Genomic DNA, 14,016 nt, shown 5'->3' with positions numbered 1-14,016 from the left:
AAAAATGAAGTTGGGCATAAAATCAGGTTTGTATCTTCCAGGAAAATTTTATGATAATTACTCACAAAATTGCTGCCTTAACAGCTACATTAACTACTGCTCTGAGTTTGTTGGCAGCGCCAGCAATGGCATTTTCCGTAGGGGCAACTAATAACACTGAGACTTTAAAAAATAATTTATTGGGGGCTAATACAGCAGGGTTGAGTAATTTCTCTGTTTCAATTACAGGTAATCCGGCTGCTTTTGGTACTTTCACTAATGACCCCTTCGGTTTGACATCAGGTGTTGTTCTGAGCACTGGTAAAGTCACCGATATACGGGGTAAGAATCGGAAAGATAACTTCACGACCACAAAGATCAGCGATTTAAGCACGGACTTTGGACCTGAAGGTGAAGAGGGGGATTTGACTCAGCTAAACCTCAGCTTTTTTGCTAATAGCACGGTTAAAAAGTTAGTCTTTCAATATGTATTTGCTTCGGAGGAGTTTCCTGAGTTCGGCAATTCTGAATTTAATGACGATTTTGAACTGCTGCTGAACGGCACTAATATGGCAAAACTGAGCGACGGAAAAACAGTTACGATTAATAATCTTGTTCCCGATCCATATAATCGCTCTACATATCACCCAGACTATATTGACAACCCAAGTTTGACAGGTATTGCTGCTAACATAGTTAAGCTCGACGGTTTTACTAAAGTTTTAGGTTTTGAGGGTTTGCTCAAGCAAAATCAGACGAATGTTCTCAGTATCCGCATTAAAGATGCGGGCGATGGCAAGTTAGATTCTGCTGTATTTATTAAAGGCGGTTCTGTGGAGACGGTTCAAGCTGAGCCGGTTCCCGAACCGATGAGTGTGGGGGGTTTGATGGCGGGAGGCGCTATGCTGGCTGCTGGACGAAAGTTACGCAATCGCCGTGGCGGAAGTAATTAATAAGGGAAGGAAGAAGGAAGAAGGAAGAAGGAAGAAGGAAGAAGGAAGAAGGAAGAAGGAAGAAGGAAGAAGGAAAAAACAGAACAGGAACCATTTTGGCGGTTGCTGTAATATGAATCTCGATTAGCCGTGTTGGAGACAGAAAGGGGGTTTGGTGAACGAAAAGAGCTCGTTGCAGTTCTTGAACAGGGTAAAAAAAACTCGGTTTGTGCGATCGCGATCGCGTAATATCATGTCAAATAATTTAACCATTATGGGTACGCAGCGAGGAATGCAAGTCCTCATACAATTCTGACGACGAATGCCCTCACTACGAACCAATTTTATTGCGGTTGTTCTAGCGGACAGAATATAAGTTTTTATCCAAAATTCGCGAAGGGCAAATTTTTTTGTATTTGGAGTTGCAGCAAATATTTTGGGTAAAACCCGCCTCTACAACAACTGACTAAAAACTAAATCTTTTAGCTATGAACAGTACCGTCGGGTAAGATTGTACCTGTTAATGTAGTCCGGGTAAGTTTGACCATAACTCGATCGCCGTAACCGATTTTCGCTCCTGTTAAGTCAGCACCGCTCAAGTCAGCACCGCTCAAATCGGCTCCGATTAAGTTGCTTTCTCTCAAGTTGGCATTGATCAAACAAGCTCCTAACAAATTGGCCCTGAACAAGTTTGCTTGGTGCAAATTCGCGCCTGTGAGATTGACGTTGTGTAGAAAAGCATCACTTAAGTCGGCTTCACTCAGGTTTGCATTGCTCAAGTTTCTTCCTGAAAAATCCTTTTCTTTTAAGGAAGCTCCTTTGAAGTTGGAACCGCTCAAATCGGGAGCTTGGGGCCCAGCTTGGCGGTAAGACTGAGATGGCGGCGGCTGCGATTGGTAGCGGGACGCCTCTGAATACGGCCCTGCAGGGTTTCCCCCATAGTTTCCCGCATAATTTCCAGCATATTTTCCTGAAGAGGGTTCAGAAGAGTAGCGGGATTCTTTTGGGGTGGCCGGTGGTGGCTGAGTGTTTGGATACTGACTATTTCTGTACTGAGTATTGGGTTGCTGAGTGTTTTGGTACTGAGTATTGGGTTGCTGAGTGTTTTGGTACTGAGTATTGGGTGGCTGGGTATTTTGTTGCTGGGTATTTTGTTGCTGGGTGTTTCTGTACTGAGTATTTTGTTGCTGGGTATTTTGTTGTTGGGTATTTTGTTGCTGGGTATTTTGTTGCTGGGTATTTTGTTGCTGGGTATTTTGTTGCTGAGTATTTCTGTACTGGGTATTTTGTTGCTGGGTAGTTTGTTGCTGAGTGTTTCTATACTGAGTATTTTGTTGCTGGGTGTTTTGGTGCTGAGTGTTTCTGTACTGAGGGTTTTGTTGCTGGGTGTTTTGGTGCTGAGTGTTTCTGTACTGAGGGTTTTGTTGCTGGGTGTTTTTGTGCTGAGTATGTTTTTGCTGAACGTTCTGATTCTGACCTCTTGGTTGAATCGATCGCAATTTTTCGCGAGCTTGATTAATTTCCTTAATCTTTTCTTCAGCTTTCTGTAGTAGTCTGGGATTATCTTTGGGGATGCGATCGGGGTGCCAAATGAACGCTAAATCCTTGTAGGCTTGGCTAATTTCTTCTCTGGAAGCTCCGGGCAACAGTCCCAGCACTTTATAGTATTGGTCGAGGTCGTTCATTGTACCACCTTTCGCTTTAAGAAATTAGGAATTAAAAATTAAGATCGGAGCAAAAGCCGTTCTCAAAGCTTGCGTGTCCGATCGTACATTAGATGAACAATAACTCAGCTAAGCCGCTGCTGGCAAAAATTCTCGAATTCGCTGCAAGTATGTTGCGGCATCCTCCAGCATCGGAAAGTGAGCCGTATTAGGAATTATAACAAATTCTACTTTTTTGCTGAGGGAGGCCGCTTGCTCTCCCATGACGGCGGGGATAATTTGGTCGAATTCTCCGGCAATAAGCAGTGTGGGAACACTCAGCCGCGCAAATTCTTGGGGCATTTCCTCGGCTGCTCTTTTGCTGACTGCCGTCACCATTGTACCTATAGCAGCTTGCTCGTCTGCCATTAAAAAATCCTTGAGAAACGCCAGACTTACCTCTGTGGGCAGGGAACGGCGCAAAAACCGAGCCATAAATAGCCGATCGGCAAAGGGAATCGATGCCAGCCAAGAGGGTCTAAATTTTACCACATAGCCACCGAATTTGTGAAAAGTTGTAAAAGATTTTTCGTCGTATTCAAAAATCCCGCTGCAAGTGAGAATTGCTTTTTCTACTTTTTCGGGGTAAAGGTTGAGAAATAAAGTAGCAATTGATGCACCTGTAGAGTGAGCATTGAGAAAGACGCGGCTTAAATTCAGAGATTCTAATAATTCCGCTAAGTCGTGGGCGTAGGTTTCGAGTTCGTAGCTGGACTCAGGAGGCTCTTTCGGCAAGGGCGATCGACCAAAACCTCTCATATCGTAGAGCAAACAATCAAAATCATCAGCAATAGCCCGTGCCGTGCTTTCCCAGTAGCGCGCTGATCCCGCCCAGCCGTGCAGAAATACCATCACTGGTTTCCCGCTAGGTTGGGCTGTGTTATCTGCCGTTATCCACTCGTAATAATGTTCTACACCGCGAATTGAAATGAAAGACATAATATTGATTTTGGATTCTGAGATTTTAGATTTTAGATTTTAACTCATAATTGTTCACTAAATACCAAAATTCCCGGCTTCTTAAAGAAGTCAGGAATCTCAAGACTACATCTATCAAAAAATCTGCGTTAATCTGCGTCAATGCGCCCACATCTGCGGTCAAAAATTACCAACATAGGAACCAATCATAAATCTTAAGCCGCAGATGCAGCCAGCCAAAATAAACCATCTACCAAAAGCGTGCTTAACACCGCGCCGCTGAAAGCGCGCCAGTGCAGTTCTCGATCGCGCAAACTCAGCAAACCGACTGTTAGCAACACAGCGATTAAAACTATAGCACAGCCTATGCCCCAAGGAGTTTCGATTTGACCGATAGCACTTTGAAAAATCGGCATTGCTAATTCCGGTTCCGCGTGCATCACTTGGCGCCAGTAGGGCATCAAGCCTGTTAAGTAAAAATATAAATCAGTAATGGCAGTACCCAATAGAGAACCTAAATAAAAATAGCCACCAACTTTTCCCCAAGATTTGCCCAAGCACCAAATAGCAAAAGGCAAGCCAATTGCTTCTATAGGTAGATGTAAAATTGGTTCCCATCTAAACCAACCCCAATAGATAGAACCTGCCAGCCAGCATCCGGCAAATCCTAATAATAAATCTCCCCAAAGTTGGGTTTTGGGGCGGAAAATTAGAATTAAACTCAGAACGAACCAGGGGATAGTTGATAGCAAACTGATGGTTGGATATAAACGCACTAACGGTGCTTGCACGAAGACTGGAATTGATACTAAAAATGCTGAGGCGCTAAATATTAACCACGGTTTGATGCTGTTTGTTGTGGCTGAAGTGACAGAATTGTCGAGGCGGGCGATGGTGGCAATAGGTGCGATCGCGGAGGATACTAAATTTAGATTAAACAACTGATTGGACTCCGTATTGTTTCAATAGGTGGACTAAAAATTTTGCTGCTGTTGTGGGTGCGACAGTCTCAATCCCGGCGGCAGTTTGGCTGACTTGCCAGCCTTTTGCCGTTTGGGGAGCTCGCCATAAATCCAAATGTTCGATCGCGGGCTCTGCATAAAAGCTTTCTCCACCGCTGCCGAGAATTGCTGAACTCCAGTGCGTGAAGCGATCGTGGCTGATTCTGTGGATGGGAAAATTGCCCACCAGAGGTACTCCCCAACCGTCTAAGGCAAAAAAAGCCCCGACTTTGCCGCCGAGTTGCTGCCACATCCAAGCCGCCCCGATCGCCCCGGCTACTCCTGCCGAAAAGCTGACAAATACTAGACTTTCTCCTCCTAACTCTTCGCTGCACAAAAAGTGGAATATGTCAAGAGCTGAAAAAGGCGGATATTTATGAGCGGGAAAAATCTTGACAGGCTCGACTATTTGCTGGTTTGGGCGATCGGCTGCCAGTCCCCAAAGCCCCGAAAGTCCCGCCAGGAAACAGTCGGTTAGCTTTGGTTCGTGGACTCCGGGGCAAATTACCAGTCTCATAGTTCGTCAAGAAAGTTAATATACTTCGCAACATAACTTTATCATATGCCTACTATATCATATACTACCCCTGGGGATAGGGTGTTAAACTTATAATAGAGTCAAGTTTGAAGAGTATCCCCCCAAGTTAAATGCTGGGAACGCTCCAAACCGCATTAATCTGAGGCAAGGTGAGGGAGTCTTAAGAAAACATGAAACTTATCCCCCCCCGCCCCATCTCCTGTCAAGCTTAGCAAAGGCTGATTCTAGTTTTAAGCTGTTCTGTATTTAGATTTAACTTTTCCGGCGGCGTCGAAGCCGACCCCACAAAAGCTTAAAGAAACAGGATTGTGAAAATTAGAGGCCTGCCAGCTTAGCTGCCCTACGAATTTCGGGTCAGGGTAAAAAAACCGACTTAGGACTGATGCTCATCAATCCGGTTTTTAGGATAAATAAGAGGTTTGACCGGGAAGTATGGGCGCAGAAACCGGGAATCAGCCCCGCGCACGTCAGTCGTGCGATCGCACACAATGAAAAATCTCTGATTCCCCCTTCATCCTGTCTGGATCTCTTAGAATAAATAAAATTGAGGAATACAAAGTGGTTGCTTCTCCAGAAAAAATCGATTTCAAAACATCTGCAGCACCCGCAAGTAACGATCGCGTTGCTGTATTGCTGATGGGTTACGGCGAAGTCGAAAGCTACGACGATTTTGCCAACTACAACGAACAAGCTTTAAATTTGCTTACGGCAAAGTTTGCGCCAGTACCGCTTTGGATTTATCCGCCGCTGGCGAAGATTTTAGCAATCTTTGACTTGCACGAGTGGAGTCACCAACACGGTCAATTCGTTTCGCCGCACAATGCAATTTTTGAACAGCAGCGCGCCGGGATTGAAAAGAATTTACAGGAGAAATGGGGCGATAAAGTAAAAGTGTTCAAAGCTTTTAACTTTTGCGCGCCATTTTTGCCGGAACAAGTAATCCCTCAAATTCAAGCAGAAGGATTTGACAAAATTCTGATTTATCCGCTGTTGGTAGTTGATTCTGTTTTCACCAGCGGCATTGCAGTCGAACAGGTGAATAAAGCTTTAGCACAAACCTTTGATGGTAAGGAACATTGGGTAAAAGGACAGCGCTACATTCCTTCTTTTTACGATGAACCTGCTTACATCCAGCTAATGGCGGATTTGGTTGAAGAGGAAATTAAAAACGACTTAGCTGTAGCGCATTTGCCTTCTCAGATTGGGATTGTGCTGATGAATCACGGTTGTCCGCACAAGGCTAAGGGCTTTACTTCGGGTATTGTGGAAAGTCAAGCTTTGTACGATCGCGTGCGGGAACGTTTGATGTATCGCTATCCTTTGATTTCGGTGGGTTGGCTGAACCACGACACGCCGCTGATTGAATGGACACAACCGGATGCGACGTTGGCTGCGAAGAATTTGATTGATTTGGGTGCAACTGCGATCCTCTTTATGCCGATCGGATTTGCCACAGAAAATCACGAAACATTGTTAGATGTAGACCACATTATTGAGTCTTTGCAGAAACAGCGTCAAGGAGTTACTTACCGCAAATTGCCTTGCGTGAATGACCATCCAGAGTTTCTGAAAATGGCCGCTGAGTGGGCAAATCCGCAGATTGAAGCGTTGTTGAGTGAGACTGCGGTTGCTGTTAATCCGAGTTTGGCTGCGGCGCAGCGCGAGCACAGTCATTCTCACGAAGGGCACGGTCATTCTCATGGCGGGCACGGTCATTCTCACGGTGATCACGGGCATTCTCATGGTGATCACGGGCATTCTCATGGCGGGCACGGGCATAGTCACTAATAGGACTTGGGCCTGAGAGCTCAGAAACCGGGTTTTTTGCGAAGATACTGCATGGAAATGGCAGATTGAGTGAAAAACCCGGTTTCTTTTGTTGGGGTGCGTAGGTCGAAATTTGGGCGAAAAGGGCGATCGTCCTTTGCTGTTGTTAGAGAAGGGGCGATCGACTTTTTTGTCAAATTTTCTGTGCTTGTCAAACATCCGCTTAGTCGCTACACTGTAGATACTCTGTATATACTTTCTCTTAGAAAGGGTAAATTCCTCAGAGCGATATCACTAACTAGAGGTTCAGGCTATGGTTGCGACGATCGCAAAATGGGGAAACAGTCTTGCTATTCGGATTCCACAGAATTTAGCTAAAGAGATTAATTTGGCTGAGGGTTCCGAAGTGAAGCTTGTCTTGATAGATGGCAAGCTGACGATCGAGCCGATAACTCGTCGGCGGTATTCGCTTGAGGAGTTGATCGAGGCAATGACGCCAGAGAATGTTCATACTGAGATTGATACTGGAGTTGCTGTGGGGAACGAAGTTTGGTGACACAATCAAATCCCTACATTCCGAGTCGAGGCGATATCGTTTATTTAGACTTTGACCCAACTAAGGGACACGAGCAAAAAGGACTTAGACCTGCTTTTGTGCTGTCGCCTCGCTCCTACAACGAGAAAAGCTCCTTAGCTCTATTTATGCCGATTACAAAACAACAAAAAGGGTATCCTTTTGAAGTTATCCTACCCACTAGATTAAAAGTTCAGGGAGTAATTCTTGCAGATCAAATTAAGTGTTTAGACTGGAAAGCTCGCGGTATTCGATTGGTTGAGTCAGTATCTCAAGATGTAATTGAAGAGGTACAAGCTAAAATAGAGCCGTTGTTATTGTAAAAGCATGAAGTTCACGGGGCTGCATAAATCAGACGAGCGCACTTTTCCTGAAATTACTTATGTGCGGGGCGCTAGTGGCGAACTCGTACCCGTTTTGTTTGCACTCGCTTGCGGGTGCAAACAGTAGTAGTTGCAGCCCAGAAATGGGGTTTTTCGCCAAACCAAATTGCCACTGAGTATGATTTAAGTGAAGCTAAAGTGAACGATGTTTTCGCTTTTTATGCGGCCCACTCTCAGGAAATAGATGCCTCTATTGCCGCTGAGCAAATTCTCGAAGCTGCTAATGTCTAGAATGAGCAGTAGCATTGATCGGCGATGGTTCCACTTTGCCGTTAGGCTTTCGATCTCATTTCTGTTTCACTAGCACCTGCTCGCACCATAATTGTCCGAACAAGAGAACCAAATATCCTCCACCCGACAAGACTTAGGCTGGCGTGCCGTGTCGCTAATAACAAATCATCAAGGCGTATCTGTATAACCCCATCAAATACTACAGCATTGCCCACTACATTGCTAGAGTCCCCTGGTAATGGTGGAAGATACATTCGCTTAGTGGATTTGAACTTTAGCATTTCACTGAGGAGTTGCTTTGCATCAGGATCGTCAGAAAAAATTGGTTGCAATCGCAGCAGTGAGGCATAATCGCGGCGGCCCTGAACAAGGTCACAGGTTGAGCTTGCGATAGCAAATTTCATGTTAGTAATGCGCTCTCCCAAGAAGTAGCCAGCATCACTACTAACAATATCTCCCTGCAAAAGGGCGAAGGCATCTTCATCGTCGCGAATCAGACCTTTTACTAACATATCCTGATATTCAATTGGCTGACGCACCAGCGCTCCCTCTGCTCCGAAAACTTTCTGACGGTCTTTTGTCTTACCAAGTCTTACGGCAAAGTCCTGAATAATTGTGAGAACTGTATCGTCGTGAGAAAGTGCGCGTAGCTGATTTTCAAGAGTTTCCAGATTGTTAGGCTCATTATTTGCTACAGCCATCACAATCAATCTATCGTATTGTCGATCGCATTCTCAGATTGCAGAGGACGCTCAATTTCATCAGGGTCAAGCATCACTTCATCATCCTCATCCAAGTCGAAATTCTCTGGAACTAATCGATCGAAGCTATTGCGGGTAGGAAGCTCAGGCAAGTCTCCCAGCATAGCAACCGCTTCAGCAAGTAGATTAAGATTCTCTGGATCGGGGTGTTTTTTTGCCGCACGCACAGCCAAGATGACGACACGCAATCCTCCCCTTAGCCGATCGACATCACGAGCTAGTCCATACATTTCTTGAAAGTCACGTTCCTCAATAATGCGGTACTGTCCTGTTTTTGTTTGGAGGGTAGCAATCACACCATTGCCGATCGAACTGAGTGCTTCGGCGCCCGGCAAACGGAACTTCTCAGACGATGTCCAGTTTTCACCGCTTCGCAACCTAAATTCTTTTTTATTTGTAATCTGCATAGTTTAACCTCCTTACCATATCCTAAGGTAAACCCAACGAAAAAACAACTGGTAGTAAATCCTAGCTTAAAATATTCGCAACCTAATTTTTTTATTTATAGTCGGCATAGTTTAACCTGCTTACCATATCCTCAGGTAAACCCAACGAAAAAACAACGGGTAGTAAATCCTAGCTTAAAATAATAGGACAGGATTTACGCACTCCAACTCCTCGAAACCGGGTTTTTGGCTGTTTCTGCGGCTGTAACGCGTCTTCTGGGCAAAAACCAGGTAGGTTTCTGACTACCCGGGCGTCCAGGACTATAAATAAACCCGCCCCGGCTATACTAATTGAGTTGCGATCGCCCCAACCAACTTATCAATCTCCGCCTCAGTTGTAAAATAGTGAACACAAGCCCGCACACAATCAGGATTAAGAATAGTCCTTACCATAATTCCCTGTTTTTCCAACAAATCGACAAGCTTTTTGTGCGGCATCCCATTAGTTAATCGAAACGAAACCAAACCCGCTTCCGGCGCAGATTTTCGCAAACATTCCACATCGGGAAGTTCCGACAAACGCTGCCAGAGATACTTACTCAAACGGCAGATTTCTGCATACCTTTCCTCGATCGTACCCCATTCATGTTGCAGGGCGATCGCACTCCGCAAACCCGCATACAAAGGATAAGCCGAAGTCGCAATTTCATAGCGCTGCGATCCAGGCTTCCAGCCAAGGACTTTAGCATTAGCATCCGTCACAATTCCCCGCCAACCGATAAACACCGGATGCAAATCTGCCAAAGCTTCCGCACTCACATAAAGTCCCCCCAAACCTTCCGGGCCACACCACCATTTGTGACCAGTAAAAGCATAAAAGTCAACCCCCGATTCAATCAAATTCAAAGGCAAAACCCCCACAGATTGAGCCGCATCAACTAGCACCCTAACTTTGGGCTTCTTTGCAGGCAATTCATCTTGTACCCCCCCTTGAATCAGGGACAAATTCGCTTGCCCATCCCCTTGAACCAGGGAAAACTCCTCTTGTCCCCCCCCTTGGCAGGGGGGGGTTAGGGGGGGTTCATGACACACTTTCACAATCTCAGCAAGAGGCAAAACTTGGCCAGTATTCCACAAAATGTGACTGATAACCAACAAGCGAGTATTTGGCCCCAAACTATCAGCAATCACCGCCACCGGATCACCTTCATTCAAAGTAGCCGCCAACGGACAAACCGAAACCTCAATGTTGAAACGGCGCTGAAGTTCCATTACACTAGCTACAATGCCGGGGTGTTCGCAGTCAGAAATCAGCAAATGGTCGCCTGCTTTCCAGTCAATGCCCCACAGCGCAATATTGCAGCCGACGGTGACATCTTCAGTTAGGGCGATGGTTTCAGGAGGTACGGTCAATTCAGATGCGATCGCACGTCGCGTCAGCATCGCCTCCTGAACCACCCAAGCCCCCACCTCCGCCGAAAACGGCCCCCCAAGCTGCACCCGTTTGTAAGCCTGATAAATCGCGTCTAAAGCAGGCTCAGGCAGCGGTCCTTGTCCGCCGTAGTTAAAATAAGCTTTATTGGCCAAAGCTGGGAATTGTTGCCGATGATTGTCCTTTGTCATTTTTTTTGGGGAATTATTGATAGCGTTAATATTGAATAACTAATGCTGTGAATTTTATACCTTTTGCCTGATACTCTATGCCTTGCGAATACTAAATGTTAATAACTGACAAACTACTACTTTCCTATCAGCGATGCCATCTCCGAGCATTTTTAGATACCTGCGGAGACTGGAAACAACTAGACCCCCCCAGCGACTTTCTGCTGAAACTGATGCGCGACAGCGCCGCATACCAGCAGCAAGCTTTGGAAGACGAGACTTACCAACAACCATATTATCCTAGAGGGGATTGGGAAGCCGGCGCGGCCGCTACATTGAGTTTAATGCAGCAAGGGGTCGATCGCATTTACCGAGGAGTTCTGATCCAGGGCGAATTCGGCAAAACCAACGCCGCAACAACTTATCTGGTAGGAATTGACAGTCAATATTTCCCAGAATTTGGCGAAATCCCCGAAACTCCCGTTCATCTTTCATCCTCCAATCTGCACTCTTCAAACATTACCCTGATCAGCCGCCCCCATTTATTAATCAAACAGCCGGGACAATCAAAATTTGGCAATTGGAGTTATATTACTGCGGATATTTGGCTTAGCAAGCGACCAAAACAAGAGTATCAAATTATCGCAGCTTTTCACGCCCAAGTTTTAGCTTCCGTGCAGGAAACAATGCCAGAGACTGCGTGGCTGATGCTGCGAAAAAAAGGGCTGTGGCAGGTGAATCTCGGCCAGCGAACTCCTCAGATGTTCGAGATTTTAGACAACTGCATTCAGATGATAGAAAATCGGGATAAACCCGAGGTGTTCATTTCCCGGCAAAAGTGCAATCTTTGCGGTTGGTATACTATCTGTCACGCCGAAGCCGAATCTATTAAACATCTTTCCTTATTGCCGGGAGTTACTGCCAGCCGCTATGCTAGACTAAAAACTCTCGGAATTACTGATGTAGAATCTCTAGCTAATGCTAGTTCCGAACTGCTGGCTGAGTATCCAGAATTCCCGGACAGAGTTGCTTTTGATGTGGTGCAGCAAGCTCAATCGCACTTGCTAAATCAACCGCTGTTGCGGGAAGAAGGAAGAAGGAAGAAGGCAGAAGGAAGTTCGGCAACGGATTATGTAACGGATGTAACGGATGTCAGGAAGAACGAAGAAGGAAGAGGGAAGAAGGAAGAAGGAAGGCACGACACGGATTTTGACACGGATACAGGGATTAACGATCGAGAAGAACGTAGAAGTGAGAATTCAGAAGAACTTAACTCATCTGAAATAGTACCAGATATTGTAGACAATATCTTGAATGACATCGCAGTTGAGGAAGTAAAAATTAGAGAAAATAAACCTGCCACATCTTCTATAGCTGCGCCAATTCTCCGCAAGAAACCAATTCCGTATTCTCAATCTGTGTTTTTGCCGATCGCCCCAATCGAACTCTACTTTGACATTGAAGCAGAACCCGAGTTAAACTTGGATTACCTCCACGGAGTCTTAGTTGTTGACAGGTACAACAATACGGAAAAATTTCACGGCTTTTTAGCAGAATCAGCAGCAGAGGAAGGTGCAATTTGGGAGCAATTTTTAGAATTAATGTGGGCTTATCCTATTGCTCCGATTTTCCATTTTTGCGACTATGAAGTCAAGACTTTTAAGCGACTGGCTAAACTTTACAATACTCCAGCTTATTTGTGGAAACCCGTCCTGAAACGGTTTGTAGATATTCATAAACAAGTGACGCAAAAGGCGATTATGCCCGTGGAAAGTTACGCACTCAAACCAATTGCCCGCTGGCTGGGTTTTGACTGGCGAGATGCTAAGGCTAATGGTGCTCAGTGCGTCTGCTGGTACGACGATTGGCTCAAAACTGGCGATCGATCGCTCTTGGAGGCGATCGTCCGCTACAATGAGGACGACTGTCGTGCTACTTATGTGGTTAAAGATTGGTTGACCAATTTTTTGCTAAATCATGAGCCGTGATTTTCAGAGGTAATGAACCGCGAAGACGCGAAGGGCGCGAAGGAAGAAAGGGAAGAGGAAGATAGGTAATAATGTATTTATTGGTAAAATGCGAAAGCTAGTAAAAGCAACTATATTTATTGTCTGTTTTTTGATGGCAGCAAGTGTTGCTATTTGGGTAAACCAGTCAGCCAAATCTTTCGCTGTTACGAAAATAGATTTTATTGGCAGAGCAATATTTCCTACAGGTTCTCCGTTTCAGGGGACGGAAATAGGCGGACTATCGAGCATTACTTATGATGCCGAAAAACAAGTTTATTATGCCATTTCTGATGACCGCAGCAGCAAGGCTCCGGCGCGCTTCTATACTCTCAAAATTAACTTGCAATCTGGTAAACTGCAAAAAGAGCAAATTACTTTTACGGGTGTCACTACTTTATTAGATGAAAACGGCAAAGGTTTTCCTGAATTAAGTTTAGATCCTGAAGGGATAGCTTTTACGGGCAATAGCGTGTTTGTTTCTTCTGAGGGAGATGTCGATCGCCAAATAAATCCTTTTATCAAAGAGTTCTCCCTTGATGGTAAACTCCTGAAAACCCTGGCAATTCCTGAACTATTTTTGCCCGACGACAAGGGCACTAAAGGCATCCGCAACAATCTCGCTTTTGAAAGTTTAACTTTAACGCCCGATCGCAAATACCTATTCACCGCTACCGAAAACGCCTTGGTTCAAGATGGCGCCGTACCTTCCGTGGAAACCGGGAGTCCGTGCCGGATTTTGCGCTACGATGCGGTGAGCGGCAATCCAGAAGCGTCGTTTCTCTACATCACCGAACCGCTACCGCCTGGCGCGAATCCTGTGGGAAAATTAACTAGCAACGGTTTAGTGGATTTGGTGGCGATCGACGATAACCGCTTGCTGAGTTTAGAGCGTGCTGTCTCCCTGGAAACCGGCATAACTATCAGAATTTTTGAGATTTCTCTGGAAAAGGGCGATCGTATTGAAGCACTCGAAAGCCTCCAAAGCCGTATCAGCGAGGTTTCTCCCGCTCAAAAACGCCTGCTGCTGGATTTGGAAACGCTGAAAATTCCCCTAGACAACATTGAGGGGTTGACATTTGGCCCCGCCCTGGCGGATGCTAGCAGAGGTCTGATTTTGGTAAGCGACAACAACTTCAGTCCCCTGCAAGAGACTCAAATTTTGGGCTTCCAAATAAAAGTTCAAAAAACCTCTTGACAAAAGGTGAAGTTATAGGCATAATAGAAATTGTGCC

At 45.5% G+C, this 14,016-nt stretch carries 15 protein-coding genes; 8 read left to right on the top strand and 7 right to left on the bottom strand.

Annotated elements, in window-relative coordinates; all coding sequences use genetic code 11:
- Positions 1-50 precede the first annotated feature (50 nt).
- Together QT994_RS03710 and QT994_RS03705 are read left to right on the top strand one after the other, a co-directional pair.
- The gene (locus QT994_RS03710; protein ID WP_333171880.1) at positions 51-932 is read left to right on the top strand and encodes a choice-of-anchor L family PEP-CTERM protein; all 882 of its coding nucleotides are present in this window, start codon (positions 51-53) and stop codon (positions 930-932) included.
- Entirely contained in the window at positions 916-1,059 is a 144-nt protein-coding gene (locus QT994_RS03705; RefSeq protein ID WP_333171878.1) for a hypothetical protein, read from the top strand. The genes QT994_RS03710 and QT994_RS03705 overlap by 17 nt, the downstream gene beginning before the upstream one ends.
- A 334-nt stretch (positions 1,060-1,393) precedes the next feature.
- Here the strand turns inward: QT994_RS03705 and QT994_RS03700 are convergent, their stop codons facing one another.
- The 4 genes from QT994_RS03700 to QT994_RS03685 form a co-directional block, all read right to left on the bottom strand.
- Positions 1,394-2,596, bottom strand: a complete 1,203-nt coding sequence (locus tag QT994_RS03700) for a pentapeptide repeat-containing protein (protein WP_333171876.1) — start codon at positions 2,594-2,596, stop codon at positions 1,394-1,396.
- 108 nt (positions 2,597-2,704) lie between these two features.
- A complete protein-coding gene (locus tag QT994_RS03695) occupies positions 2,705-3,553 on the bottom strand; it encodes an alpha/beta hydrolase (protein WP_333171874.1) in 849 nt (282 codons plus the stop codon).
- 194 nt (positions 3,554-3,747) lie between these two features.
- Positions 3,748-4,473, bottom strand: a complete 726-nt coding sequence (locus QT994_RS03690) for a DUF3120 domain-containing protein (protein WP_333171872.1) — start codon at positions 4,471-4,473, stop codon at positions 3,748-3,750.
- On the bottom strand, positions 4,466-5,050 hold the full coding sequence (locus QT994_RS03685; RefSeq protein ID WP_333171870.1) for a hypothetical protein: 585 nt from the start codon (positions 5,048-5,050) through the stop codon (positions 4,466-4,468). Before QT994_RS03685 ends, QT994_RS03690 begins: the two co-directional genes overlap by 8 nt.
- Before the next feature lie 579 nt (positions 5,051-5,629).
- Here QT994_RS03685 and QT994_RS03680 point away from each other — a divergent pair.
- From QT994_RS03680 to QT994_RS03665, 4 genes are all read left to right on the top strand, one after another.
- Entirely contained in the window at positions 5,630-6,859 is a 1,230-nt protein-coding gene (locus QT994_RS03680) for a ferrochelatase (protein WP_333171869.1), read from the top strand.
- 292 nt (positions 6,860-7,151) lie between these two features.
- Complete coding sequence (locus tag QT994_RS03675; protein WP_333171867.1) at positions 7,152-7,394, top strand: AbrB/MazE/SpoVT family DNA-binding domain-containing protein; 243 nt, start codon at positions 7,152-7,154, stop codon at positions 7,392-7,394.
- Positions 7,391-7,735 (top strand): endoribonuclease MazF, encoded by a 345-nt coding sequence (gene mazF, locus QT994_RS03670; RefSeq protein WP_333171865.1) that lies wholly within the window; start codon positions 7,391-7,393, stop codon positions 7,733-7,735. Before QT994_RS03675 ends, mazF begins: the two co-directional genes overlap by 4 nt.
- Positions 7,736-7,849: 114 nt before the next feature.
- On the top strand, positions 7,850-8,026 hold the full coding sequence (locus QT994_RS03665) for a hypothetical protein (RefSeq protein ID WP_333171863.1): 177 nt from the start codon (positions 7,850-7,852) through the stop codon (positions 8,024-8,026).
- A 41-nt stretch (positions 8,027-8,067) separates the two neighbouring features.
- On the opposite strand, the gene QT994_RS03660 is transcribed toward QT994_RS03665, so the two are convergent.
- The 3 genes from QT994_RS03660 to QT994_RS03650 form a co-directional block, all read right to left on the bottom strand.
- A complete protein-coding gene (locus QT994_RS03660; RefSeq protein WP_333171861.1) occupies positions 8,068-8,727 on the bottom strand; it encodes a hypothetical protein in 660 nt (219 codons plus the stop codon).
- Positions 8,728-8,732: 5 nt separating this feature from the next.
- Positions 8,733-9,194, bottom strand: a complete 462-nt coding sequence (locus QT994_RS03655) for a hypothetical protein (RefSeq protein ID WP_333171858.1) — start codon at positions 9,192-9,194, stop codon at positions 8,733-8,735.
- Between the two features lie 321 nt (positions 9,195-9,515).
- The gene (locus QT994_RS03650; protein WP_333171856.1) at positions 9,516-10,796 is read right to left on the bottom strand and encodes an aminotransferase class V-fold PLP-dependent enzyme; all 1,281 of its coding nucleotides are present in this window, start codon (positions 10,794-10,796) and stop codon (positions 9,516-9,518) included.
- 95 nt (positions 10,797-10,891) lie between these two features.
- On the opposite strand from QT994_RS03650, the gene QT994_RS03645 reads away from it, so the two are divergent.
- Both QT994_RS03645 and QT994_RS03640 read left to right on the top strand, forming a co-directional pair.
- On the top strand, positions 10,892-12,763 hold the full coding sequence (locus QT994_RS03645) for a TM0106 family RecB-like putative nuclease (RefSeq protein WP_333171854.1): 1,872 nt from the start codon (positions 10,892-10,894) through the stop codon (positions 12,761-12,763).
- Positions 12,764-12,851: 88 nt separating this feature from the next.
- Positions 12,852-13,979, top strand: coding sequence for an esterase-like activity of phytase family protein (locus QT994_RS03640; protein WP_333171852.1), 1,128 nt, complete (start codon positions 12,852-12,854; stop codon positions 13,977-13,979).
- Positions 13,980-14,016 lie beyond the last annotated feature (37 nt).

Origin of the sequence: Microcoleus sp. S13_B4, assembly GCF_036700885.1 — a bacterium.
GTDB lineage: Bacteria > Cyanobacteriota > Cyanobacteriia > Cyanobacteriales > Microcoleaceae > Microcoleus.
The sequence above is the reverse complement of the archived record's forward strand: the minus strand, read 5'-3'. Positions and strand labels throughout refer to the sequence as shown.

Excerpts from the sequence above, each read along its gene's own strand:
- QT994_RS03695 (WP_333171874.1), bottom strand. The coding sequence starts at position 3,553 with ATGTCTTTCATTTCAATTCGCGGTGTAGAACATTATTACGAGTGGATA.
- QT994_RS03645 (WP_333171854.1), top strand. The coding sequence starts at position 10,892 with ATGTTAATAACTGACAAACTACTACTTTCCTATCAGCGATGCCATCTC.
- QT994_RS03675 (WP_333171867.1), top strand. The coding sequence starts at position 7,152 with ATGGTTGCGACGATCGCAAAATGGGGAAACAGTCTTGCTATTCGGATT.
- QT994_RS03655 (WP_333171858.1), bottom strand. The coding sequence starts at position 9,194 with ATGCAGATTACAAATAAAAAAGAATTTAGGTTGCGAAGCGGTGAAAAC.
- QT994_RS03700 (WP_333171876.1), bottom strand. The coding sequence starts at position 2,596 with ATGAACGACCTCGACCAATACTATAAAGTGCTGGGACTGTTGCCCGGA.
- QT994_RS03660 (WP_333171861.1), bottom strand. The coding sequence starts at position 8,727 with ATGGCTGTAGCAAATAATGAGCCTAACAATCTGGAAACTCTTGAAAAT.
- QT994_RS03685 (WP_333171870.1), bottom strand. The coding sequence starts at position 5,050 with ATGAGACTGGTAATTTGCCCCGGAGTCCACGAACCAAAGCTAACCGAC.
- QT994_RS03650 (WP_333171856.1), bottom strand. The coding sequence starts at position 10,796 with ATGACAAAGGACAATCATCGGCAACAATTCCCAGCTTTGGCCAATAAA.
- QT994_RS03640 (WP_333171852.1), top strand. The coding sequence starts at position 12,852 with ATGCGAAAGCTAGTAAAAGCAACTATATTTATTGTCTGTTTTTTGATG.
- QT994_RS03710 (WP_333171880.1), top strand. The coding sequence starts at position 51 with ATGATAATTACTCACAAAATTGCTGCCTTAACAGCTACATTAACTACT.